The sequence below is a fragment of the Nonomuraea soli genome (assembly GCF_013761175.1).
In the GTDB taxonomy this organism is placed as follows: domain Bacteria; phylum Actinomycetota; class Actinomycetes; order Streptosporangiales; family Streptosporangiaceae; genus Nonomuraea; species Nonomuraea soli.
The window spans coordinates 219,062-240,277 of the sequence record NZ_JACDUR010000004.1; the positions used below are offsets into that span (position 1 = coordinate 219,062).

Annotated in this window: 23 protein-coding genes; 12 read left to right on the forward strand and 11 right to left on the reverse strand. The window is 71.1% G+C overall.

The window, feature by feature from the left end:
* Window positions 1-3: 3 nt before the first annotated feature.
* Window positions 4-1,275, forward strand: a complete 1,272-nt coding sequence (locus tag HNR30_RS19460) for an ATP-binding protein (protein WP_181611334.1) — start codon at window positions 4-6, stop codon at window positions 1,273-1,275.
* Here HNR30_RS19460 and HNR30_RS19465 read toward each other — a convergent pair.
* Window positions 1,259-1,738, reverse strand: coding sequence for a GtrA family protein (locus tag HNR30_RS19465; RefSeq protein ID WP_312894505.1), 480 nt, complete (start codon window positions 1,736-1,738; stop codon window positions 1,259-1,261). The genes HNR30_RS19460 and HNR30_RS19465 overlap by 17 nt on opposite strands.
* 276 nt (window positions 1,739-2,014) lie before the next feature.
* Here HNR30_RS19465 and HNR30_RS19470 point away from each other — a divergent pair, with 276 nt between their 5' ends.
* The 4 genes from HNR30_RS19470 to HNR30_RS19485 all read left to right on the forward strand — a co-directional run bounded on the left by HNR30_RS19470 (window position 2,015) and on the right by HNR30_RS19485 (window position 5,456).
* The gene (locus HNR30_RS19470; protein WP_181611335.1) at window positions 2,015-2,770 is read left to right on the forward strand and encodes a hypothetical protein; all 756 of its coding nucleotides are present in this window, start codon (window positions 2,015-2,017) and stop codon (window positions 2,768-2,770) included.
* A gap of 127 nt (window positions 2,771-2,897) precedes the next feature.
* On the forward strand, window positions 2,898-4,031 hold the full coding sequence (locus HNR30_RS19475) for a 5-(carboxyamino)imidazole ribonucleotide synthase (RefSeq protein ID WP_181611336.1): 1,134 nt from the start codon (window positions 2,898-2,900) through the stop codon (window positions 4,029-4,031).
* Window positions 4,028-4,528 (forward strand): 5-(carboxyamino)imidazole ribonucleotide mutase, encoded by a 501-nt coding sequence (purE, locus tag HNR30_RS19480; RefSeq protein ID WP_181611337.1) that lies wholly within the window; start codon window positions 4,028-4,030, stop codon window positions 4,526-4,528. Before HNR30_RS19475 ends, purE begins: the two co-directional genes overlap by 4 nt.
* A 28-nt stretch (window positions 4,529-4,556) precedes the next feature.
* On the forward strand, window positions 4,557-5,456 hold the full coding sequence (locus tag HNR30_RS19485) for a GNAT family N-acetyltransferase (protein WP_181611338.1): 900 nt from the start codon (window positions 4,557-4,559) through the stop codon (window positions 5,454-5,456).
* A 64-nt stretch (window positions 5,457-5,520) separates the two neighbouring features.
* Here HNR30_RS19485 and HNR30_RS19490 read toward each other — a convergent pair whose 3' ends face one another.
* Complete coding sequence (locus HNR30_RS19490; protein WP_181611339.1) at window positions 5,521-6,834, reverse strand: UDP-glucose dehydrogenase family protein; 1,314 nt, start codon at window positions 6,832-6,834, stop codon at window positions 5,521-5,523.
* A 128-nt stretch (window positions 6,835-6,962) separates the two neighbouring features.
* Between HNR30_RS19490 and HNR30_RS19495 the strand changes: the two genes are divergently transcribed.
* A complete protein-coding gene (locus tag HNR30_RS19495; RefSeq protein WP_181611340.1) occupies window positions 6,963-8,120 on the forward strand; it encodes an acyl-CoA dehydrogenase family protein in 1,158 nt (385 codons plus the stop codon).
* 488 nt (window positions 8,121-8,608) lie between these two features.
* Here HNR30_RS19495 and HNR30_RS19500 read toward each other — a convergent pair whose 3' ends face one another.
* Window positions 8,609-9,235: a cation efflux transmembrane domain-containing protein gene (locus HNR30_RS19500; RefSeq protein WP_181611341.1), complete on the reverse strand. Its 627-nt coding sequence runs from the start codon at window positions 9,233-9,235 to the stop codon at window positions 8,609-8,611.
* Window positions 9,236-9,443: 208 nt separating this feature from the next.
* Window positions 9,444-9,794 (reverse strand): ArsR/SmtB family transcription factor, encoded by a 351-nt coding sequence (locus tag HNR30_RS19505; RefSeq protein WP_181611342.1) that lies wholly within the window; start codon window positions 9,792-9,794, stop codon window positions 9,444-9,446.
* A 46-nt stretch (window positions 9,795-9,840) separates the two neighbouring features.
* Between HNR30_RS19505 and HNR30_RS19510 the strand changes: the two genes are divergently transcribed.
* Window positions 9,841-10,968, forward strand: coding sequence for an L-talarate/galactarate dehydratase (locus HNR30_RS19510; RefSeq protein WP_181611343.1), 1,128 nt, complete (start codon window positions 9,841-9,843; stop codon window positions 10,966-10,968).
* A 12-nt stretch (window positions 10,969-10,980) separates the two neighbouring features.
* On the opposite strand, the gene rraA is transcribed toward HNR30_RS19510, so the two are convergent.
* Both rraA and HNR30_RS19520 read right to left on the reverse strand, forming a co-directional pair.
* Window positions 10,981-11,466, reverse strand: a complete 486-nt coding sequence (gene rraA / locus HNR30_RS19515; RefSeq protein WP_181611344.1) for a ribonuclease E activity regulator RraA — start codon at window positions 11,464-11,466, stop codon at window positions 10,981-10,983.
* An 11-nt stretch (window positions 11,467-11,477) separates the two neighbouring features.
* Window positions 11,478-11,882, reverse strand: coding sequence for a hypothetical protein (locus HNR30_RS19520; protein ID WP_181611345.1), 405 nt, complete (start codon window positions 11,880-11,882; stop codon window positions 11,478-11,480).
* Between the two features lie 150 nt (window positions 11,883-12,032).
* Here HNR30_RS19520 and HNR30_RS19525 point away from each other — a divergent pair, with 150 nt between their 5' ends.
* Window positions 12,033-13,565 (forward strand): endonuclease/exonuclease/phosphatase family protein, encoded by a 1,533-nt coding sequence (locus tag HNR30_RS19525; protein WP_181611346.1) that lies wholly within the window; start codon window positions 12,033-12,035, stop codon window positions 13,563-13,565.
* 24 nt (window positions 13,566-13,589) lie between these two features.
* On the opposite strand, the gene HNR30_RS19530 is transcribed toward HNR30_RS19525, so the two are convergent.
* Window positions 13,590-14,381: a glycerophosphodiester phosphodiesterase gene (locus HNR30_RS19530; protein WP_181611347.1), complete on the reverse strand. Its 792-nt coding sequence runs from the start codon at window positions 14,379-14,381 to the stop codon at window positions 13,590-13,592.
* 118 nt (window positions 14,382-14,499) lie between these two features.
* On the opposite strand from HNR30_RS19530, the gene HNR30_RS19535 reads away from it, so the two are divergent.
* On the forward strand, window positions 14,500-15,573 hold the full coding sequence (locus HNR30_RS19535) for a YihY/virulence factor BrkB family protein (RefSeq protein WP_181611348.1): 1,074 nt from the start codon (window positions 14,500-14,502) through the stop codon (window positions 15,571-15,573).
* On the opposite strand, the gene HNR30_RS19540 is transcribed toward HNR30_RS19535, so the two are convergent.
* The gene (locus tag HNR30_RS19540; protein ID WP_181611349.1) at window positions 15,511-15,978 is read right to left on the reverse strand and encodes a GNAT family N-acetyltransferase; all 468 of its coding nucleotides are present in this window, start codon (window positions 15,976-15,978) and stop codon (window positions 15,511-15,513) included. The two genes, HNR30_RS19535 and HNR30_RS19540, sit on opposite strands and share 63 nt — an antisense overlap.
* A 39-nt stretch (window positions 15,979-16,017) precedes the next feature.
* Between HNR30_RS19540 and HNR30_RS19545 the strand changes: the two genes are divergently transcribed.
* Genes HNR30_RS19545 through HNR30_RS19555 form a run of 3 tightly spaced genes read left to right on the forward strand, consistent with a single transcriptional unit; the run spans window position 16,018 to window position 18,324 of the window.
* Window positions 16,018-16,524, forward strand: coding sequence for a PadR family transcriptional regulator (locus tag HNR30_RS19545; RefSeq protein WP_181611350.1), 507 nt, complete (start codon window positions 16,018-16,020; stop codon window positions 16,522-16,524).
* Window positions 16,517-17,098 carry an ABC transporter ATP-binding protein gene (locus HNR30_RS19550; RefSeq protein ID WP_181611351.1) on the forward strand — a complete coding sequence of 194 codons (582 nt, stop codon included), beginning with the start codon at window positions 16,517-16,519 and terminating at the stop codon, window positions 17,096-17,098. The genes HNR30_RS19545 and HNR30_RS19550 overlap by 8 nt, the downstream gene beginning before the upstream one ends.
* Window positions 17,095-18,324: an FtsX-like permease family protein gene (locus tag HNR30_RS19555; protein WP_181611352.1), complete on the forward strand. Its 1,230-nt coding sequence runs from the start codon at window positions 17,095-17,097 to the stop codon at window positions 18,322-18,324. The genes HNR30_RS19550 and HNR30_RS19555 overlap by 4 nt, the downstream gene beginning before the upstream one ends.
* On the opposite strand, the gene HNR30_RS19560 is transcribed toward HNR30_RS19555, so the two are convergent.
* Genes HNR30_RS19560 through HNR30_RS19570 form a run of 3 tightly spaced genes read right to left on the reverse strand, consistent with a single transcriptional unit; the run spans window position 18,296 to window position 21,216 of the window.
* Window positions 18,296-19,132, reverse strand: coding sequence for an LLM class flavin-dependent oxidoreductase (locus HNR30_RS19560; RefSeq protein WP_181611353.1), 837 nt, complete (start codon window positions 19,130-19,132; stop codon window positions 18,296-18,298). The genes HNR30_RS19555 and HNR30_RS19560 overlap by 29 nt on opposite strands.
* On the reverse strand, window positions 19,129-19,959 hold the full coding sequence (locus HNR30_RS19565; protein ID WP_181611354.1) for a GNAT family N-acetyltransferase: 831 nt from the start codon (window positions 19,957-19,959) through the stop codon (window positions 19,129-19,131). The genes HNR30_RS19560 and HNR30_RS19565 overlap by 4 nt, the downstream gene beginning before the upstream one ends.
* Window positions 19,960-20,001: 42 nt before the next feature.
* A complete protein-coding gene (locus HNR30_RS19570) occupies window positions 20,002-21,216 on the reverse strand; it encodes an epoxide hydrolase family protein (protein WP_312894507.1) in 1,215 nt (404 codons plus the stop codon).

Sequence of the window (21,216 nt, forward strand, 5' to 3'; positions counted from 1 at the left end):
GCGATGCGGCGTCGCCTGCTCTCCTCCACGCTGGTCGTCGCGGTCATCGCGGTGTTGCTGCTCGGGGTGCCGCTCGGCATCGTCGTCAGCCGCCTGATCGTGGACGAGGCCGCCGCGGAGCTGCAAGGAGAGGCCAACCGCCTGGTACAGGAGGTCGGCTACGCGCAGATCCAGGATGCCCCGATCGACCCAGAGCAGATCGAGCAGAACTACCCGGACCGCTACATCCAGATCTACACCACCGGCAATCCCCCCAAAGCCCTGATCGTCGGCACCGAGGTGTCGTCCGATCAGGCCATGTGGGAGGACGCCAAGTCCGACGACGGCATCTACGTCCGCGTGACCAGAGACCGGGGTGAGGTCGAGGCGGACGTTCGTGCTCGCCTCCTGCTCATCGTGGCCCTGGCCGCCGCGGCCCTGGCCGTGGCGGTAGGGCTGGCCATCGTGCAGTCGCGGCGGCTCACCCTGCCCCTGCAGGACCTGGCCAAGATCGCCGAGCGGCTGGGTTCGGGTGACGCACGGCCCAGCAAACACCGCTACGGCATCGCCGAGCTCGACCGGGTGGCCGAAGTGCTCGACCGCAGCGCCTCGCGGATCTCCGACCTGCTCACCCGCGAACGCGAGTTCGCCACCGACGCCTCCCACCAGCTGCGCACCCCGCTCACGGGGCTGACCATGCGGCTGGAGGAGATCGTGGCCGCCTCCGACCAGCCCGTCATCGTGCGCGAGGAGGGCGAAGCCGCGATCGTGCAGGCCGAACGGCTCACCGCGGTCATCGACGAGCTCCTGGCCGCCGCCCGGCGGCAGCGTCACGCCCAGGCCGAGCCGATGTCGGTCGACGAGATCCTCATCCAGCAGATCACCGAGTGGGAACCCGCCTTCCGCCGCGCCGGGCGCGGGCTGCTGCTCGAAGGCTCGCGCGGCCTGCGGGCCCTGGCCACGGAAGGCGGCTTCGGCCAGGTCGTGGCGACGTTGCTGGAGAACTCCCTGCGCCACGGCGGAGGAGTGGTCACGGTCACCACCAACCTCAGCGACAACTACGTCGTGATCGAGGTCGCCGACCAGGGCTCGGGCATCCCCGACGAGCTGGCGCCGAAGGTCTTCGAGCGCAACGTGAGCGGTGGAGGCGGAACCGGGCTCGGACTCACCCTGGCACGAGCCCTGGCCGCCGCCGACGGCGGGCGCCTGGAGTTGATACGGCGCAAGCCTGCGGTGTTCGCGTTGTTCCTGCGCCCGGCGAACGAGCGCAACCGGGTGGTTACCGGTCCTGCTTGACGCCGGGCAGCTCGGCGGGGATCTGCTCGGTGGCCTCCAGGAAGACCCAGCGCCGGTAGGACCAGAAGCGGAACAGCGTGCCGAAGCCGGTGCCCACCAGGGAGGCGATGTTGTTGGCCAGCAGGCTGTTGTAGCCGAGCGTGTATTTGCTGAAGCCGAGGCAGAGGACTTCGATCAGCAGGCCGATGCCGTTGAGCATGAAGAAGAGCAGGTATTCGCGCCCCAGGCCGTTCTGCTCGCGGTTGCGGTAGGTCCAGTAGCGGTTGCCGAAGTAGGCGAAGGTGGTGGCTACCACGGTGGCGATGACCGCCGCGGTCACGGTGCCTTCTGTGCCCCACCACAACCACAGGAGGTTGCGGACTCCGTAGTTGATCACGAAGGCGACGAGGCCGATCGTGCCGAACTTGGCCAGTTCGAGGACCATGCCGCGGATCCGCTGGTAGGCGCGTCTGAGAAGCTGCACGTCTCCTGCACGATCCTTTCCTGGTCAACCCGACACGACCTTCCCAGACTACCGGCGCCCGTGTGAGGTCGGGGTCGGGGAGGTTTCATCACCTTCGCACAAAGTGCGCTCCCCTAAATATCGGTCTATGAACGGAAATGTCGTAGGCGTCCCGTTACGCTGGCGTGGCCGATCGAGCTCCGGGAGCCCCTCGTGCCGCGACGACCGTCCGCTCTGCTGCTCGGCCTCTGCCTGGTCACAGCGTGTGGAAGCGCGCCTGCGGTCCAAGGGACCTCGGTGGTCGACACGCCCTCCCAAGGGACCTCGGCTGACCCGCTCTCACCGGGAAGGGCCGACACCGTCGCCGCCGAAGCCGCCTTCGGCCTGCTCGGACAGCTCGACAAGGCCTGGCGCGCGCTCGACTGCGCCGCCGTCGAGCACTTCACCACCTGGGCCGAGAACGTGCTGGGCGGCCGTGCCTGCGAGGCCGCCCGGAAGGACCGCCCGGCATCCCCGCCCGGCCGCCCGCCCTCCTCGGACTCCTCGCCGCCCGACCTGGGGGAGTACTCCGCGCCCGAGTTCTTCCTGCCCGCCGAGGACGACTGGTTCGCCGCCATCGCCACGAAGCCGTCGCCCGCCTACTTCGTCTTCGTCCGCGAGGACGACGACTGGCGCCTGGCCGCGGGGCCGATCCCGCTCGTCGACGAGGTGCCGTCGCTCGCCTCCGACGTCACTCCCGCCCCGGAGACCGCGGTCAAGGCCCGCCTCGTCCCCCAGCGGCACGTCACCTACCTCACCGACCCGGCGGGCGTCAGCGGCGTGCGCTTCCCCTCGGGTGACCCGGTCAGAGACCTGTTCTCCTCGACCACCAAGAAGCAGGCCGACGTGAAGCTCGTCCCCGGGCCCACCCGGGCCCTGGCCCTGGCCGACGGCGCGATGCTCGTCTTCCACGCGCTGGAGATCGACGCGTCGGACTACGCCGTCCTGGCCACCAGGATCACTCCCGGCAACAAGCTGTCGACCGTCGCCATCCGCCAGACCTCCGTGGGCTGAGCTGTACTGCTGGGCCAGAGCGTGGAACGCGCAGGTTCCCAGGTACGGCGGGCACACCGCCTGGCCTGCCGTGGGCAGGGCGCACGCGGCCCGATCGACGCCGGCGCCCTTGGTAAGCTCAGGACACGTGAGCACCCCAGTAGTCGGCATCGTCGGCGCAGGCCAGCTGGCCAGGATGACCCAACCACCGGCGATCGCACTCGGCGTCGAGCTGCGCGTGCTGGCCAACTCCCACGACGAGGGCGCCGCCAAGGTGATCGTCGACACCCGGATCGGCGACTACAGGGCGCTGGCCGACCTCCAGGAGTTCGCCAAGGGCTGCGACGCGATCACCTTCGACCACGAGCACGTCCCCACCGACCACATCAGGGCGCTGGTGGCCGAGGGGGTCAACGTGCATCCGGGCGCCGACGCCCTGGTGCACGCCCAGGACAAGGCGGTGATGCGCGAGCGCCTGACCGCGATCGGCGCGCCCTGCCCGGCCTGGAGCCGTGTCACGACCGTCGACGACGTCGAGCGTTTCGCGCAGGAGCACGGCTGGCCGGTGGTGCTCAAGGCGGTGCGCGGCGGTTACGACGGCCGCGGGGTCTGGGTGGTGCGCTCGGCCAAGGAGGCGCGCGAGACCGTCGCCACCGGCGTCGAGCTGATGGCCGAGGCGTTCGTGCCGTTCCAGCGTGAGCTCGCGGTGCTGGTCGCCCGCTCGCCCCACGGCCAGGGGGTGAGCTATCCGGTGGTGGAGACCGTCCAGGAGGACGGCATCTGCGTCGAGGTCATCGCGCCCGCCCCGGCGATCGATCCCGAGGACGCCGCGCAGGCGCAGCGCATCGCGCTGAAGATCGCCAACGAGCTCGGCGTGACCGGGCTGCTGGCCGTCGAGATGTTCGAGACCGAGCACGGCCTGGTCGTCAACGAGCTGGCCATGAGGCCGCACAACTCCGGCCACTGGACCATCGAGGGCGCCCGCACCTCCCAGTTCGAGCAGCACCTGCGTGCCGTACTGGACCTGCCGCTGGGCTCGCCGAAGCTGACCGCCAAGTGGGTCGTCATGGTCAACCTGCTGGGCGGCGACGAGCCCGACATCTTCAAGCGCTACGAGCACGTGATGGCCCACGACCCTGGCGTCAAGGTGCACTTCTACGGCAAGGACGTACGGCCGGGCAGGAAGATCGGCCACGTCACCGCACTCGGCGACGACCTCGACACCGTCCGCGCCAAAGCCAGGCACGCGGCCGTCTACCTGACCTCTGGGGAGTACACATGATCGGTATCGTCATGGGCAGCGACTCCGACTGGCCGGTCATGAAGCTGGCGGCCGAGGCGGTGGCCGAGTTCGGCCTGCCGTTCGAGGCCGACGTGGTCTCGGCGCACCGCATGCCCGCCGAGATGATCGAGTACGGCAGGCAGGCCGCCTCCCGCGGCGTCAAGGTGATCATCGCGGGCGCCGGTGGAGCCGCGCACCTGCCCGGCATGCTCGCCAGCGTGACGCCGCTGCCGGTCATCGGCGTCCCCGTCCCGCTGAAGTACCTCGACGGCATGGACTCCCTGATGTCGATCGTCCAGATGCCCGCCGGGGTGCCGGTGGCGACGATGGCGATCGGGGGCGCCAGGAACGCGGGTCTGCTGGCCGTACGCATCCTGGCCGCCACCGACGAGGCTCTGCGCGAGCGCGTCGTCGAGTTCCAGGACGACCTGCGCCGTCAGGCCTATGCCAAGGGTGACAAGCTTCGCGAAGAGGCGGCCAAACTGACACTCGGCTGACGAGGTCCTGCTTCACTACGCTCAGCGCGTGGACGTAGAGAAGCAGCACGCCGAGCGGGTGCGCAGGGCCGATCCGCTCGTCGCCGTCCCTGACACGCTTCCCGCCCCCGGTCCGGGTGAGCAGCTGGTCAAGGTGAAGGGCGCCGTGGGCGTGGCCGCGGTCAGCCGTACCGACCCCGGGTCGCTCAACGCGGCCTGGGGGCCTCTCGTCAAGTACACGCTCCAGCCCAGGGTCGCCACGGCCGAGGCATTCGGCGACCTGCTCGCCAAATGGCAGGCGGGGATCAGCGCGAGAGGCGACGACCACGCGCTGTCGGTCACCTGGCCCTCCCGCGACACCTCCACCGTCCTGGCGCTGGCCAGGCGCGGGTTCGCGCCGACGTCCGTCATCGCCGTCCGTACGGCCGGGCGTGCGCCGGGACGGCCCACCCCTCTCGCCGACGGTTACGGCGTACGCCGGGCGGTGCCGTCCGACCTGGAACGAATGAGCGTCCTGTACGAACAGCTCGTCGCCTACGAAGCCCAGTTCGGCTGGTTGCGGCTGCGGCCCTCCACGGCCAGGGGACTGCGCGGGCACCTGGGCGAGCTGCTGAACGCCGGCGAGTCGTGGTGCTGGGTGGCCGAGCGCGGCGGGCACGTCGCCGGGATGATGACCGTCGAGCCGCCCTCCGCCGCGGACTGGATCGCCTCGCTCACCACCGCGTCACCCGTCGCCTACCTGGGCCTGGCCTTCCTCGACCCGGCGCTGCGGGGTGTCGGCGTGGCCGACGCGATGGCCGCCAGGGTGGGCGCGCATCTTGACGCCGCGGGGGTGGGCGCGACGCTGCTGCACTACCAGGTGGCCAATCCGATGTCGGGCCCGTTCTGGGCGCGCCAGGGATACCGGCCCCTGCTGACGACGTGGGGCAAACACCTGGCCGCCGGGTAGGGTTCCCCGCTTCGTCAGCGAGATGACGGAGGCCCGGTCGAGGGGTGAACCTTCGCGCCGAAGGCTAGGGCCGGCCCAGGGCGCGGTAGTGCCAGCCGGCGGCGCGCCAGCGGGCCGGGTCGAGGGCGTTGCGGCCGTCGACGATCTTCCGCGTCGCCACCACCGCCCCGAGCTCCTCCGGGTCGAGCTGCACGAACTCGTTCCACTCGGTCAGCAGCAGCACCACGTTCGCCCCGCGCGCCGCCTCGGCCGCGGAGGTCGCGTAGCTCAGCTCGGGATGCGCCTTGCGCGCGTTGTCGAGCGCGATCGGGTCGTAGACGGACACGAGCCCGCCCTGCTGCCCGATCGTCGCCGCCACGTCGAGCGCCGGGGAGTCGCGGATGTCGTCGGAGTTCGGCTTGAACGCCGCGCCCAGCACACCCACCGTGCACCCGTGGAACGACCCGCCCGCCAGCTCGCGGGCCAGGTCGACCATGCGCGCCCGCCGCCGCATGTTGATCGCGTCGACCTCGCGCAGGAACGTCAGCGCCTGGTCGGCGCCCAGCTCGCCCGCGCGCGCCATGAAGGCCCTGATGTCCTTGGGCAGGCACCCGCCGCCGAACCCGAGCCCGGCGTTGAGGAAGCGCCCGCCGATCCTGTCGTCGTAGGACAGTGCCGTGGCCAGCTGCTGCACGTCGGCATGCGCCGCCTCGCACACCTCGGCCATGGCGTTGATGAAGGAGATCTTGGTCGCCAGGAAGGCGTTGGCGGCGGACTTGACCAGCTCGGCGGTGGCGAAGTCGGTCACCACCATCGGCACCTCGCCGAGCGGCCGGTAGACCTCGCGCAGGGTCTGCTCCGCCTTCTGCGACCGTACGCCGATCACGATCCGGTCCGGCTCGAGGGTGTCCTGTACGGCGAAGCCCTCGCGCAGGAACTCGGGGTTCCACGCCAGCTCCGCACCCGCGCCCGCCGGGGCGAGCCGCTGGATCTTGGCCGCCAGCCGCTCGGCCGTACCCACGGGCACGGTCGACTTGCCCACCACGAGGCACTCGCGGCCGAGATGCGGCGCCAGCGCCTCGACGGCGTCGTCGAGCTGGGAGACGTCGGCGGCGTACTCGCCCTTCTTCTGCGGCGTCCCGAGGCACATGAAGTGCACGTCGCCGAAGGCGGCGACCTCTTCGTAGGACGTCGTGAAGCGCAACCGCCCGGACTCCAGCCCGCGGCGCAGGAGTGGTTCGAGGCCCTCCTCGTGGATCGGCAACTCGCCGTTCTGGAGGCGGCGGATCTTGTCGGCGTCGATGTCGAGGCCGAGGACCTCGAAGCCGAGATCCGCCATGCACGCCGCGTGGGTGATCCCTAGGTATCCGGTTCCGATCACCGTCAGGCGAATTGGCACGTGGAGGCTCCCTTCATCGGCACGCATGTTACCGGCCCCCCACCACTACCTACCTCTGTGCCTCCACTCTGAGGACACAAACCGTACCCGCTAGTAACAAGATGGTAGGACGTCCTAGTATTTGTCCCATGTCTTTCTACGCGCCCACCGAAGAGCACGAGATGTTGCGCGAGACCGCCAGGGCCGTCGCCGACGAGAAGATCGCCCCCCGCGCCGCAGAGACCGACGAGACCGAGGAGTTCCCCTCCGACGTCTACAAGTCGCTGGTGGCGGCGGACCTGCACGCCGTCCACGTGCCTGAGGAGTACGGCGGCGCGGGTGCCGACGCGCTGGCCACGGTGATCGTCATCGAGGAGGTGGCCCGCGCCTGCGCGGCCTCGTCCCTCATCCCCGCCGTGAACAAGCTCGGCACCGTCCCCTTGATGCTCTCCGCCTCCGAAGAGCTCAAGCAGCGCTACCTGCCCCCGGTGGCCCGCGGCGAGGCGATGTTCTCCTACGCCCTGTCCGAAGCCGACGCGGGCTCGGACGCCGCGGCCATGAAGACCCGCGCCGAACTCGACGGCGACCACTACGTGCTCAACGGCACCAAGATGTGGATCACCAACGCCGGCGTGTCCGACTACTACACCGTCATGGCCGTCACCGCGCCCGGCGAGGGCGCCAGGGGCATCTCCGCCTTCGTCGTCGAGAAGTCCGACGAAGGCGTCTCCTTCGGGCCCAAGGAGAAGAAGCTCGGCATCAAGGGCTCGCCGACGCGCCAGGTCATCCTGGAGAACGTCCGCATCCCCGCGACCCGCATGATCGGCGAACCGGGCACCGGCTTCAAGACCGCCCTGGCCACGCTTGACCACACCCGCATCACCATCGCCGCCCAGGCCCTCGGCATCGCCCAGGGGGCACTCGACTACGCCCTCGGGTACGTCAAGGAGCGCAAGCAGTTCGGCAAGCCGATCGCCGACTTCCAGGGGCTGCAGTTCATGCTCGCGGACATGGCCATGAAGCTCGAGGCGGCCAGGCAGCTCACCTACCACGCGGCGGCCAAGTCCGAGCTCGCCATGCACGGACAGCCGCAGAAGGACCTCACCTTCCTGTCGAGCGCCGCCAAGTGCGCGGCCTCCGACGCGGCTATGGAGATCACCACGGATGCGGTGCAGTTGCTCGGCGGGTACGGGTACACGCGGGAGTTCCCGGTGGAGCGGATGATGCGTGATGCGAAGATCACGCAGATCTACGAGGGGACTAACCAGATCCAGCGGGTGGTCATGGCTCGCCAGCTGCTCAAGTAATCCCTCTTTTCTTTTTCGGTGGACGGCGAGGTCCCTCGCTGCGCTCGGGGCTGTGACAGTGGGGCTTCGCCCCACACCCCGGCGAGGGCGAACCCTCGCGCTCCCCGCGTGGTTGCTGTCTTCGGGTGCCGCCCGGTCTCGGCTGGGCGGGCCGAAGACGGCCGCGATGGGGCTGCCTGGCACGAGCCGACGGGGTGTTCACGATGCCCAAGAGTGATGACGGCGAGTTCCTCGACGTCATCCTCATGCACCGGGATGGACCCACATGTTCGGCCTCGGCCGTGATCCGCACCCCGGGGAAGCGCCGGATCTTTGAGCTCTACTTCGCAGGAGAGGTCGGTTCAGGGCTCGAGCCGCTGTATCTGCATTACGACGGAGAAATGCTGGGCGACATCCCCCCGCCGGCTCGTGAGGCCAGGCCCATGGTGGTCGGTGCCTCGGATCTACTACCGGATCGCCACTCCAGGGGAAGCGTCCTGACGAAGCTCTCAGCAGGCGCAGCACGTGTCGCCGCGCCAGGCCTCCCGGCCCTCCTTGGCGGCAACCCCGGCGATCACGAGCGCCGCCACCGGGTCGGCCCACCACCACCCGAACGCACTGTTGAGCGCCAGCCCCACCAGTAGCACTCCCGAAAGGTACGTGCACAGCAGGGTCTGTCTGGAGTCGGCAACCGCTGACGCGGAGCCGAGCTCCCGACCCGTGCGGCGCTGGGCGCGTGACAGCGAGGGCATGACCACGAGGCTGAGTGCGGCCAGGACCAGCCCCGCCGTCGAGTGCTCGGCCTGCCCGCCGCCCAGCAGGGCGCGCAGGGCGTCGAAGGTGACGTAGGCGGCCAGGGCGAAGAACGAGACGGCGATGACACGCAGGGCTGTGCGCTCGCGGCTCTCGTGGTCGGCGGTGGAGAACTGCCAGGCCACGGCGGTCGCGGAGGCGACCTCGACGATGGAGTCGAGGCCGAAGCCGATGAGTGCCGCCGAGGAGGCGGCGGTTCCGGCGGTGATGGCGACGATCGCTTCGATCACGTTGTAGGTGATGGTGGCGCCGACGAGCCAGCGGATGCGGCGCTGGAGCACGGTGCGGCGGGCGGGGGAGGGGCCCAGGGGGAGGGTGCTCATCAGCGGGTCCCCAGCGGGCTGCGCAGGGGAAGGGCGACCGTCTGCGGTCCGCGCCCGGGAGGGTGACCGTCAGTGGGCGTGCTGGCATGGGGAGTGTCACGGGGCCTGCGTGGCGTGGTGACCGTCAGTGGGCCGTGCCGCTGGAGGGTGGCCGGCAGGGGATCTGCTGCCGTGGCGACCGTCACGGGACCTCTCGGCAGGGTGATCATCAGGGCGCCGGGCGCAGCGTGACCGTGTGGCCGGTGGCTGAGAGCAGGTGTTCGGCCGAGGCGAGCAGGTCCATGAGCTCCGGGCGCGTCAGCGCGTAGAACGACTGCCGCCCCTCGGCCCGGTAGTCGACCAGCCCGCAGTCGCGCAGGCACGCCAGGTGCTTGGAGACCGTCGACTGGGCCAGGCCGAGCTCTGTGGTGAGATCGACGACACGGGCCTCTCCGCGCGCCAGGCGCCGCACGATGCGTAGCCGCGTCTCGTCGGACAGCGAGTGGAACAGGGCCGCGGCGGGTGAGACTCCTGCCGCGATGTCGGCGGAGACGCATCTGCCCGCATCATTGATCGCCATGTGGCGATGATAGCTGTGAAAGTGAATGAAAGGACAGACCCCCCGCATGCCTGCCGACCGCATCCGCCATGTCGCCCTCTCCTCCGTGACCCTCCCCTTGGCCAACCCCGTGAGCGATGCGAAGGTCCTCACGGGGCGCCAGAAGCCGATGACCGAGATCGCCTTCCTGTTCGCCGAGATCGCCACGCATGACGGGCAACGCGGCACAGGGTTCGGCTACTCCAAGCGAGCCGGGGGGCGGGCGCAGTACGCGCATGCCAAGGAGGTCGCCGAGGGCCTGCTGGGCGAGGATCCCTCGGACATCGGCCGGGTGTACGACAAGCTGTTGTGGGCCGGGGCGTCGGTGGGCAGGTCGGGGGTGGCCACGCAGGCGCTGGCGGCGATCGACGTCGCCCTGTGGGACCTGAAGGCCAGGCGGGCGGGGTTGCCGCTGGCCAAGCTGCTCGGTTCCTACCGCGACGAGGTGCGCACGTACAACACCTCGGGCGGGTTCCTGCACGCGCCGATCGAGGAGGTCAAGGAGCGGGCGAGCGCGTCGCTCCAGGCGGGGATCGGCGGGATCAAGATCAAGGTCGGCCAGCCTGACACCAAGGCCGATCTGCGGCGGCTGGCGGCGGTCCGCGAGCACATCGGCGACGACGTGCCGCTGATGGTCGACGCCAACCAGCAGTGGGACCGTGCCACCGCCTTGCGGTTCGGCCGGGCGGTGGAGGAGTTCGGGCTGGTGTGGATCGAGGAGCCGCTCGACGCCTACGACGCCGAGGGGCACGCCCGGCTCGCGGAGGCGCTCGACACCCCGATCGCGACCGGTGAGATGTTGTCGAGCGTCGCCGAGCACGTGCGGCTCATCGAGGCCAGGGCGGCCGACGTCATCCAGCCGGACGCGCCCCGGGTCGGCGGCATCACGTCGTTCCTGCGGCTGGCGACGCTGGCCGACCACGCCGGGCTCGACCTGGCGCCGCACTTCGCGATGGAGATCCACCTGCACCTGGCCGCCGCGTACCCGAGGGAGGCGTGGGTGGAGCATTTCGAGTGGCTGAACCCGCTGTTCGAGGAGCGGTTGGAGACGCGGGGCGGGCGCATGGTCGTGCCTGACCGTCCTGGGCTGGGGTTCACGTTGAGCGAGCAGTGCCGGAGGTGGACGGTCGAAAGGGTGGAGTACGGCAAGGCCTGAGGGTCGAGAGCCTCAGGCCCGGCGGGCGAGGTCGCGGGTGACGAGGATCCCGTCGTCGTCGCTGTAGAGGGTCGCGCCCGGCTGAAAGGTGATCCCTCCGAACGACACCGGCACGTCGCGCTCCCCCGTGCCCTCCTTGCCGCTCTTGCGGGGGTTGGACCCCAGGGCCTTCACCCCGAGCGCCAGCTCCCGCAGCGCCACGACGTCGCGCACCGCCCCGTTGATCACGACTCCCGCCCACCCGTTGGCCACGGCCGACCCGGCGATGAGGTCGCCCATGAGTGCGGTGTGTACCGACCCGCCGCCGTCGACCACCAGCACCCTGCCCTCTCCCGGCTCGCCCAGGATGGCCTTGAGCAGGGCGTTGTCCTGATGGCAGCGAACGGTCACGATCGGCCCGGAGAACGCCGCGTGCCCGCCGTACTGTCGTAGCTGCAGGTCGCAGGAGTCGAGCTCGTCGCCGCGCTCGTCGAACAGGTCAGCAGTCGAGATGCTCATGGAAGCTCACGCTAGTCGCAGGTGATCCCGGCAGGACAGGCGGCCGGCCGGGTGGCGGAGCCGTGGAACGTCACGCGGGTGCCCGCGGGGACGGTGATCGTGTAGTCCGCGCGGCATCCTTCGTCGCACGAGTAGCCGATCTCCAGGGCGCCGTCGTCCCAGGATTGGCTGTGCTCCAGCGGCCCGGCCCAGCTGCGCCTGCTGGTGACCTGGATACGCCCCGCCGTACCCGTAACGAGGGCGAAGCGGACGGGCCCGCTGGCGGAGATCGAGAAGGTGTCGCCCGTCAGCTCGTAGGCGGCGGTCTTGATGTCCGACTGAGGGACGGGCGGCTCGCGGTCGAACGGGCCGTTGGCGGCGAGGAGCGCTCCGCCGGCGACGAGGGCGCCGACGAGCAGGACGGGGGCGGTTCGCATGCCTCGACGATAGGAACCAGGTCGGTGGCGTGGCGATGGGGCGGGGTGCCGGTCTGCTGGTGGAGCCAGCACCACCACAAAGGCTGACTTGTCCAGACAAGTCAGTGCTGTGTACACGTGGGGTTCACGCCGCGCCGACAGGCTGTCCCCATGCGCAAGATTGTCGTGCTGACGGCGGCAGCCGTACTGGCTCTCATCACAGCGGCCCCGGCCGCGCAGGCGGCTCCCGACGGCGCCATCACCCCCGTCTCGACCACGGTGAAAGCGGGCGATCCCGCCACCTTCGCCTACACCACCCCCAGACCACACAAGAAGAACTGGATTGGCCTGTACACCGACCCGGGCAACGGCCCGGTGGACCAGAAGTACGTGGGCCCGTCGCTCGCCTGGGTCTACGTCCCGGACGCCACGGGTACGGCGAGCCTGGACACCGCGGGGCTGGAGCCGGGCGACTACGTCGCCTACGCCCTGGCCCAGGACGGCTATGAATGGCTGGCCCAGCCTGCGAAGCTGCGCATCGTGAGCAACGAACCGCTGCGCTTCGCCACCGATCGCATCCCCCTGCGCAACGCCCGTGCCAAGAGCGCCTACGCGGCCACGATCGCCGGCCTGGCCAGGGGCAACACCGAAGGGCTGAGCTTCGCCAAGACCGACGGTCCCGCGTGGGTGAACGTCTCCGCCGACGGCCGGGTGACCGGCACCCCGCCGGCGAGCGCCTCGGCCAAGACGGCGCGGGTCGGCGTGGCGGCGTCCAACGGCGCGGGCGAGAGCCGTACGGCGGAGCTGACGATCGACGTGCGCCCGCCTGGCGGCCCGCTGGTGCCCGAGCTGAAGGCGCTGAGCTGGAACCTGTGGCACGGCGGCAGCCAGGTGAACCACGGCAGGGACAAGCAGCTGAAGTTCCTGCTCGACCACGACATCGACGTCGTGGGCCTGCAGGAGACCTCCGGCACCGCGGCCAAGGCCCTGGGCGAGGCGCTGGGCTGGGACTACTACCAGAGCTCGGGAAGCGTCGGCGTGATCAGCCGCTACCCGATCACCGCGCGCACCGCGCCGGGCGGCCTGCCGGTCGTCGCCACCCGGGTCGACCTCGGCGGCAGGCAGCTGTCGTTGTGGAGCGCCCACCTCGGCTACACGCCCTACGGCCCGTACGACGCGTGCTTCGGCAAGATGACCGTCGAGCAGCTGCTCGCTCAGGAGGCCGCATCCGGCAGGACCGCGCAGATCGAGGGCATCGTCCGCGCGATGGCCGCAGACCTGGAGGCGGCGGGCCGCGGGACGCCGGTCCTGCTGACGGGCGACTTCAACGCCCCTTCGCATCTCGACTGGACGCGGGCGGCCGCCCGCTGCGGCTACGCCCAGGTGCCGTGGCCCACCTCGGTCCTGCCGGAGCAGGCGGGCCTGCGCGACTCCTTCCGCGTCGCCCATCCCGATCCCGTCGCCGAGCCGGGTGTCACGTGGTCGCCCATCTACCCGATCTTCACCGGGGGATACGGCCACGACGGTCACAAGGGCGAGCCCGAGCCGCAGGACCGGATCGACTTCATCCACTTCACGGGCGCCCTGGAGGTCGTGAGCTCGCGGACCGTCGTGACCGGCACGCCGGCGCCGGTGCCCGGCCACCGGGACAACGAGTGGACCTCCGACCACGCGGCCGTGCTGACGGTGTTCAGGGCCGGATGAGCAGGCCGGGCATGCTGGCGGTGATCAGGGCTGGGTGAGAACACCCGGCGTGTTGGTGATGATCCCGTCCACCCCGGCCGCGATGAGCCGGCGGGCCGCGGCGCGTGAGTCCACCGTCCACGGGAAGATCTTCATCCCGTGGCGGTGCACCTGCCGCACGTACGACGCGGTCACGTCGCGGTAGGGCGGGTTGATGTGGGTGGCGAAGCGCGCCAGCTCGTCCAGGCGTGACACCGCAGGGGTCCCGAGCAGGCCCACCGGCACGTCGGGGGCCCAGCGGTGGAAGCGCCGCATCGACGCCCAGTCGAACGACTGCACCAGAGCCCGCACCCCCGACGAGCTCAGTTCCGTCGCGACCCGCTGCTCGATGCCCTGGTACAGGCGCGGCGCCTTGAGCTCCACGAGCGCTCCCGCCCCGCTGCCGCGCAGCTCGCCCAGTACGGCACGCAGGGTCGGCACACGCTCGCCCCTGAACCGCGCGCCGTACCAGGATCCGGCGTCGAGGCGGCGGATCTCGGCCAGGGTCAGGTCGCGCACCCGCCACGGCGAGCGCCCGGGGAAGACCCGTTCGGCGTCGGTGGTGCGGGCCAGGCTGGTGTCGTGCATGAGCACCAGCTTGCGGTCCCTGGTCTGCTGGACGTCGAACTCGACCAGGTCGGCGCCGTGCCGCAGGGCGAGTTTGACGGCGGCCAGGGTGTTCTCGGGGGCGTCGGCCGAGGAGCCGCGGTGGGCGACGACCGTGACGGTGGCGGCGGCGGCGGGTGAGGCGGCGAGCAGCATCGTCGTGATCAGGAGAGCGCAGAGCGAGTGACGCATGCCGGGTATATGACCAAGATCACTGACTGTGAGTGGGACAAGTGAGTAACTTCAGCCGACCATGAGATGAGCGTTACCGCAGAAACCGGCGAAAGCCGCAAAGCGGTAGTTTGTCCGCGTGGGATCCGCGACCCTTGTCCCCCAGACGCGCACGATGGAGCTGTCCGCCGACGACGCCTGGACCACCCTGCGCCAGTACGGCCTGCGCCGCCTGGCCCATGACTCCTTCGTCCGTTTCCGCTACGGCGACGGCATGAGTCACTCGCGCGCCCTGGCCTTCCAGATGTGCCTGTCGATCATCCCCGGCGCCATCGCCCTGGTCGGCCTCAGCTCGGTCGCCCACCAGGAACACCTCGGCCAGGTGCTGCAGCTGGCCCTGAGCAACCTGGCGCCGGGCGAGGGCGGCGCCGCCGTGCTCGACATCCTCAACCGCGGAGCCAGGACCAGGGACGCGGTCGCCCTCTGGCTGGGCCTGGTCACCGCGGTGGTCTCGTTGACCAGCACGATGGCCCAGGTCGAGCGGGGCGCCAACCGGATCTACGGGATGGAGCGCGACCGTCCCTTCCACCGCAAGTACGGCAGGGCCATCGTGCTCGCGCTCACGGCGGGCGGCCTGATGGTGATCGGCTTCGTCGTCATGGTCGGCGGAGGCGCGATCGGCGACGCGCTGGCCCGGGTCTACCAGTGGGGCCCCGGTCTGCGCACCGCCTTCGACGTGGTGCGCTGGCCGGTGGGCTTCCTGCTCGCCCTGGTCTCGACCTCCGTACTGTTCCGCACCTCGCCCCGGCGCAGGCAGCCAGGGCACACGTGGCTGGCCTTCGGCGCGCTCGTGACGCTCGCACTCTGGATGATCTTCACGCTGGGCCTCGCGCTCTACACCACCAGGAGCGGCACCTTCGGCAGCACGTACGGCCCGCTGACCGCCGTCATGGCGCTGCTGCTGTGGTCGTTCCTCAGCTCCATCGCCCTCTTCCTGGGCCTGGCCTTCGCCGCGCAGCTGGAGAGCTGCAGGGCGGGCTGCCTCGACCCCGCCCTGCCCGATTCCGGCCCGACCGCCCACGAGGAGCGCGAACCGCTCGTCGGCGCGGTCGGCTCCGCGGCCATCGCGGCGACGAAGCGGCTCATCCGCCTAGCTCAGCGGAACCGTCCACCACTCGGACGCGACCGTGAGCCCGGCCAGCCGCAGGGCTGAGCGTTTGGCCTCGTCGGCCTGCCCGCACACCACCACGACCTGGACCGCGCCACGGGAACGCGCCTCGTCGCACGCCGCCTCCAGCAGCGCGACGCCCACCGTGCGCCAGGAGGTGTCGTCGATCACCGAGAAGTCGTCGATGAGGCAGGTGAGCCCGCCCGGGTCGTAGACCGGGGGAGAGGGCACCAAGGTCGCGATCACGAAGCCCGCGAAGCCGTCGGAGGCGGCCACCAGGCTGATCGCCGAGGGCTGCTCGACCAGCTTGGCCAGGAAGGCCGCGTGCCCCTCCTCGGCCCCTTCCGCACGCCGCCAGAACAGCGGCTGGTAGTGCTCGTACTGCTCACGCCGCCGCGCCATGAGCTTGACCATGTCGTCCACGTCGCCGGGTAACGCCGCACGGATCATGGATTGAGCGTAACTATTCACTATGTGTATAGTCGCGCCATGTCGATCGCTCACGTGCTCCTCGGTCTGCTCGCCGAGGGACCCAAGCACGGCTACGAGCTCAAGAAGGGGCACGACGAACGCCTGCCGGGCAACCGCCCGCTGGCCTACGGCCAGGTCTACGCCACGCTCCAGCGCCTGGAGCGCGACGGGCTGGCCGAGGTGGCCGAAACCCAGCGAGAAGGCGGACCTGAGCGCACCGTCTACGCCGTCACCGAGGCGGGCAGGGCCGAGTTGTCCAGGTGGCTGGAGGAGACCGAGCCGCCCGTGCCGTACATCTCCAGCCCGCTGTTCGCCCGCGTCGCCGTCGCGGGAGAGCGCGCCGACGGATACCTGGTCAGGCAGCGCGCCGCGCACCTGGCCCGCATGCGCGAGCTCACCGCCGAGAAGGGCGCGGGTACGCCCGCCCAGGTACTGGCGGCCGACTTCGCGCTGCAGCATCTCGACGCCGACCTGCGCTGGATCGAGACCGCCCTGGCGCGGTTGAAGGGGGACGATCATGCTTGAGGGCCGCAGCCTGATCAAGTCGTACGGCAGGACCACGGCCTTGTCGGGGGTCTCGCTCCGCCTGGAAGCGGGCGAGATCGTCACGCTGGACGGCAGGCGCATCGACACCCTTGGCGAGGCCGAGCTCACCCGGTTACGCAGGGAGAGCTTCGGGGTGATCTTCCAGTTCGGCGAGCTCGTGCCCGAGCTGACCGCGCTGGAGAACGTGGCGCTGCCGCTGATGTTCAACGGCCACGGCAGGAACGACGCGCTGGGCGTCGCGGCCGGGTGGCTGGACAGGCTGGAACAGACCGAGCTCGGCGGCCGGCGCCCTAGCGAGTTGTCGGGCGGCCAGATCCAGCAGGTGGCGCTGACCAGGGCGCTGGTGACCGGGCCGCGGATCGTCTTCGCCGACGAGCCCACGGGGGCGCTCGACACCCTGGCGGGGGAGCGGGTCATGCGGCTGCTCACCGACACCGCCCGCGCGAGCCGTACGGCCGTGCTGATCGTCACCCACGACAACCGCGTCGCGGCCTACGCCGACAGAGAGATCGCCCTGCGCGACGGCGTGGTGCTCGCCGGGAGCGCCCGATGACGGACCTGTTACGCATGCTCCGCCGCGGCCGCTCCCGGGCCGAGCGGATCCGCGACCGCCTCACCGCCGCAGGTTCCGCGATGGCCGCCTTCCTGCTCTGCTACGGCATCAGCCTGGTCGACCTCGGCGACGAGTGGAGCTCCCTGGCGGGCCTGGCGCTCGGCATCATGGCCGTTCCCGCCGCCGGGCTCATCCACCAGGCCCACCGGCTGGCCACGACCACCAGGGAGCGCCGTCTGGCGGCCCTGCGCCTGGCCGGGGCCACGCCCGCCGAGGTGCGGCGCCTCGGCGCGCTCGAAGGCGGCAGGCTGGCGCTGCTCGGCTCCCTGGCCGGGTCCGCCCTCTACCTGCTGACCCACCTGACCGGGCCGTACACCCAGGTCCCCGTGATCGTCGCCCTCGTGACCGCCGGCGGGGTCGTCGCGGGCGCTCGCGCGGGACGGCATGTCGTCGCCACCCCGCTCGGCGTGGTCCGCCGCGCGCGACGGCGGGGGCCGCGCGTGCTTGACCTGCTGCTGGCCGTCGCGGGCGTCGCCATGGTGGTCACCGGCTTCTTCGCGAGGGGCCGCTTCCCGCTCTTCGGCAAGTACGGCACGGCGGTGCTGATCGCGGCCGGCCTGGTCCTGATCCTCTTCGGGCTGACGCTGGCGGCGACGTGGCTGATCCGCGCCGTGGCCCGGCGGATCGGCAGCCGGGCGGCGAGCCCCGAGACGCTCCTGGCCGCCCGCGCCGTCGAGGACGACCCGCGGGGCTGGGCCAGGGCTCTGTCGCTGGTCGCGCTGGCGGTCTTCTTCGAGGGCGCGGCCGGGGCGCAGCAGGCGCTGATGGGCCGATACCTCGTGGCTCACGCCCTGGTCGACACCGCCGTGCTGATCGCGCTGGGTACCGCGGCGGTCGCGCTGGTGGTGCACCAGGCCGAGGAGCTCATCGACCGCCGCCGCTCCTACGCCACCCTCTCGGCGGCCGGAGTGCCCGCGCGCGCTCTGGGCAGGGTGCTGCTCAGGCAGGCGATGATCGCCTCGGCTCCGGTCTGCCTGGTGGCCTCCGCCGCTGGCCTGCTGGTCGTCGTCGCGGTACCCTCGCCCGATCTCGAAGGTATCGGGTGGGCCGTCTCCAGGGCGGTGATCGCGGCCGTGATAGGAGTCGCGGCCGCGGCCCTGGTGGCCATGGCGGCCCGCCCGCTCCTTCGGCAGGTCCTCAGCTCAGCGCGGCAAGAAGCTCGCTGACGTGGCGCAGCGGGTCGTCGTGGTCGGCCGGACGCAGCACCACGGTGTGCGCGCCCGCCCGGTCGAGCTCGGCCAGGCGGGCGGCGGCCTGCTCGGCGGTGCCCGACACCGAGAAGACCTCGCTGGGGTCGATCTTGAGGAAGCCCGCGGTGCCCTGGACGATCGCGTCGGGCAGGGTGCCGATCATCAGGTTGGTGAGGACCACGATCTCGTGGTCCGGCGCGGGGGCGATGTGCTTGAGCGCCTGGGCGAGCAGGGCGGGCCCGTAGCCCTCCGGCACGATCGTGCCCTGCGCGAGCCGTCCCGACGCCGCCAGTGACCGGGGGCCGAGGACGCCCGCCATGATCGGCGGGACGGCGGCGGGCGGGTGCACCAGTGCGACGTCCGACAGGTGCACCTCGCGTCCGTCGAGCGTCACCCGCTCGCCGCGCAGCAGCGCGCCCACGGCCACGATGGTCTCCTCCAGCAGCCCCAGCGGCGAGCGGGCAGCCGCGCCGACCTGGCGCATCCAGTCCTGCACGCCGTGGCCGATGCCCGCCACCAGGCGTCCGGGGTGCAACCGGGCCAGGTTGCCGAGCTCCATGGCGAGCAGCGCGGGGTTGCGCAGGGGAGCGGGGGCGATGCCGAGGCCCACCCGCAGGCGTCCGGTCACCGCCAGGGCGGTGGCGGCGGAGGTCAGCCCGCCGGTCCAGCCCAGGTCCTCGACCACCCACAGGTCGTCGACGCGGGGCATGGCGTCGAGGGCCCGCGCGTAGGGGATCAGCTGCTCCGGCGCCAGGTCGCGGTCGAACATCACGCCGATTCTCATCCGGATCTCCAGTAGTAGCGGAACAGCCGCCCGGTCTGGGCGTATCCGGCGCGGGCGAAGGCGGCCGCCATGGGAGCGTTGCCCACGTCGGTCGCGGCCACGATACGCTCCAGCCCCGCCTCGGCCAGGGTCCGGGTGCCGCGTGCCAGCAGGTCGTCGACCAGGCCGTGGCCGCGCAGGTCGGGGACGACGCCGATGTAGGCGATCGAGTGGTCGTCGGGCACGACCAGCCCGACCGGCCGGTTCCCCGAGAAGCCGACGACGAACCAGTCGGGCTTGCCCTTGCGGTGGACCAGGTCGGCGTACATGCCCGTGGCCTCGTGCAACGCGCCGCGTGTGGCGACCTCGATCCTGGTGTCGTGGTCGAGCGAGCCCCGCGAGATCTCCACGAGCAGGTTGACGACGTAGGGCGCCCCCAGGTCGCGGGCGGGACGGTAGGTCAGCCGCCCGGACTCCTCCGGCAGGTCGCTGCCCGCCGCCCACTCGAACCGCAGCCGCTCGACCTCCAGCCGGAATCCGGCCTCCAGCACCGCCGTGTGCTCGATGGAGCGATCCAAGGAGGGTGTCAGGCCGGGGCTGAGCGCGATGTCGTGGATCATCTTGTCGACGCCGAGCGAGGCCAGGCCCTCACGCAGCAGCGCGGCTCCCGCCGACGCGTCGAGCCCGGGCTCGAAGTACCAGGTGATCACCGGGTCGGCGCCGCGATAGGGAGCCCAGAAGCACACGCGCGCCTGATCCTTCACGAAACACCACTCGGGCCTGGTCCGGCCCTCTTCGCCGGCGGCGACCAGCGCGGAGCGGGCGGGCTCGGGGAACTGCTCGAACAAGGTCAGAGGCCTCCGGGGAAAGGGCGATCTCCTCCCAATCGATCATAGCCGGACGAGCCGGAAGAAGGCCCGGACCTCCTCGACGAACACCTCGGGCTGTTCCATGGCCGCGAAGTGCCCGCCCTTGTCGAGTTCGTTCCAGTAGCGCAGGTCGGCGTAGCGTCGCGCGGCCCAGCGGCGCGACGGGCGCGGCACCTCGCGGGGAAAGATGGAGCCCCCGGTGGGCACGGTGATGCGGTCGGTGGTGGCGGTGGTGAACCACGAGGACACCTCGCGGATGCTCTCCCAGTACAGGCGCGCAGAGGAGGCCGCCGTGCCGGTCAGCCAGTAGAGCGTGACGTTGTCGAGCAGCCGGTCGCGGGAGAACGGCATGCCGTCGCTCCAGGCGTGGAACTTCTCCACGATCCACGCGCACAGCCCGGCGGGGGAGTCGGTCAGGCCGTAGCCGAGGGTCTGCGGGCGGGTGGCCATCTGGCCGGAGTACCCGGACTCCCACTGGGCGGCGTGCTCCAGGTCGGCCAGGGCGGTGCGTTCGGCCGCGGTCAGGTCGTCGTGCAGCGGCGCGGCCAGGGGAGCGGCGAGCGGCGGCACGAGGTGGATGCCGGCCAGGCGTTCCGGGTGCTTCTTGGCCAGGAGGGTCGAGATGGTGGTGCCCCAGTCGTGGCCCTGCGCGCCGTACGTGTCGTAGCCGAGCCGGTCCATCAGCGTGGCCCAGGCCTCCGCGATGCGGTGGACGGTCCAGCCGGTGTGCGCGGGACGGTCGCTGAAGCCGTAGCCCGGCAGCGAGGGGCAGATCACGTGGAAGGCGTCACGGGGATCGGGCGGGTCGGTCAGCGGGCCGATCACGTCGAGGAACTCCAGCACGGAGCCGGGCCAGCCGTGCGTCATGATCAGCGGCATGGCCTCGGGATGGCGGGAACGCGCGTGCATGACGTGGATGCCGACGCCGTCGATCCGGGTGCGGAACTGCGGCAGGGCATTGAGGCGTGCCTCCACCGCGCGCCAGTCGTACTCCTCGGCCCAGTAGCGGCACAGCTCGCGCAGGTACGACAGCGGCACGCCCTGCGACCAGTCGCCGACCGGCTCCTCATCGGGCCAGCGTGTACGGCGGAGCCGATCGCGCAGGTCGTCGAGGTCGGCCTGCGCCGCCTGGATCCTGATCGGTTCCAGGCCCTCGGGTGATCCCGGGCTCGAACCGGTGGCTCCGGGAGACCCGGGACCCGAGGGCGTGGGCGCACCCGATGCGGGCGGCGGCAC

Coding starts and splice junctions, on each gene's coding strand:
- HNR30_RS19460 (WP_181611334.1), top strand. CDS start 4: ATGCGGCGTCGCCTGCTCTCCTCCACGCTGGTCGTCGCGGTCATCGCG.
- purE (WP_181611337.1), top strand. CDS start 4,028: ATGATCGGTATCGTCATGGGCAGCGACTCCGACTGGCCGGTCATGAAG.
- HNR30_RS19495 (WP_181611340.1), top strand. CDS start 6,963: ATGTCTTTCTACGCGCCCACCGAAGAGCACGAGATGTTGCGCGAGACC.
- HNR30_RS19500 (WP_181611341.1), bottom strand. CDS start 9,235: ATGAGCACCCTCCCCCTGGGCCCCTCCCCCGCCCGCCGCACCGTGCTC.
- HNR30_RS19505 (WP_181611342.1), bottom strand. CDS start 9,794: ATGGCGATCAATGATGCGGGCAGATGCGTCTCCGCCGACATCGCGGCA.
- HNR30_RS19510 (WP_181611343.1), top strand. CDS start 9,841: ATGCCTGCCGACCGCATCCGCCATGTCGCCCTCTCCTCCGTGACCCTC.
- rraA (WP_181611344.1), bottom strand. CDS start 11,466: ATGAGCATCTCGACTGCTGACCTGTTCGACGAGCGCGGCGACGAGCTC.
- HNR30_RS19520 (WP_181611345.1), bottom strand. CDS start 11,882: ATGCGAACCGCCCCCGTCCTGCTCGTCGGCGCCCTCGTCGCCGGCGGA.
- HNR30_RS19525 (WP_181611346.1), top strand. CDS start 12,033: ATGCGCAAGATTGTCGTGCTGACGGCGGCAGCCGTACTGGCTCTCATC.
- HNR30_RS19530 (WP_181611347.1), bottom strand. CDS start 14,381: ATGCGTCACTCGCTCTGCGCTCTCCTGATCACGACGATGCTGCTCGCC.
- HNR30_RS19540 (WP_181611349.1), bottom strand. CDS start 15,978: ATGATCCGTGCGGCGTTACCCGGCGACGTGGACGACATGGTCAAGCTC.
- HNR30_RS19545 (WP_181611350.1), top strand. CDS start 16,018: ATGTCGATCGCTCACGTGCTCCTCGGTCTGCTCGCCGAGGGACCCAAG.
- HNR30_RS19550 (WP_181611351.1), top strand. CDS start 16,517: ATGCTTGAGGGCCGCAGCCTGATCAAGTCGTACGGCAGGACCACGGCC.
- HNR30_RS19555 (WP_181611352.1), top strand. CDS start 17,095: ATGACGGACCTGTTACGCATGCTCCGCCGCGGCCGCTCCCGGGCCGAG.
- HNR30_RS19560 (WP_181611353.1), bottom strand. CDS start 19,132: ATGAGAATCGGCGTGATGTTCGACCGCGACCTGGCGCCGGAGCAGCTG.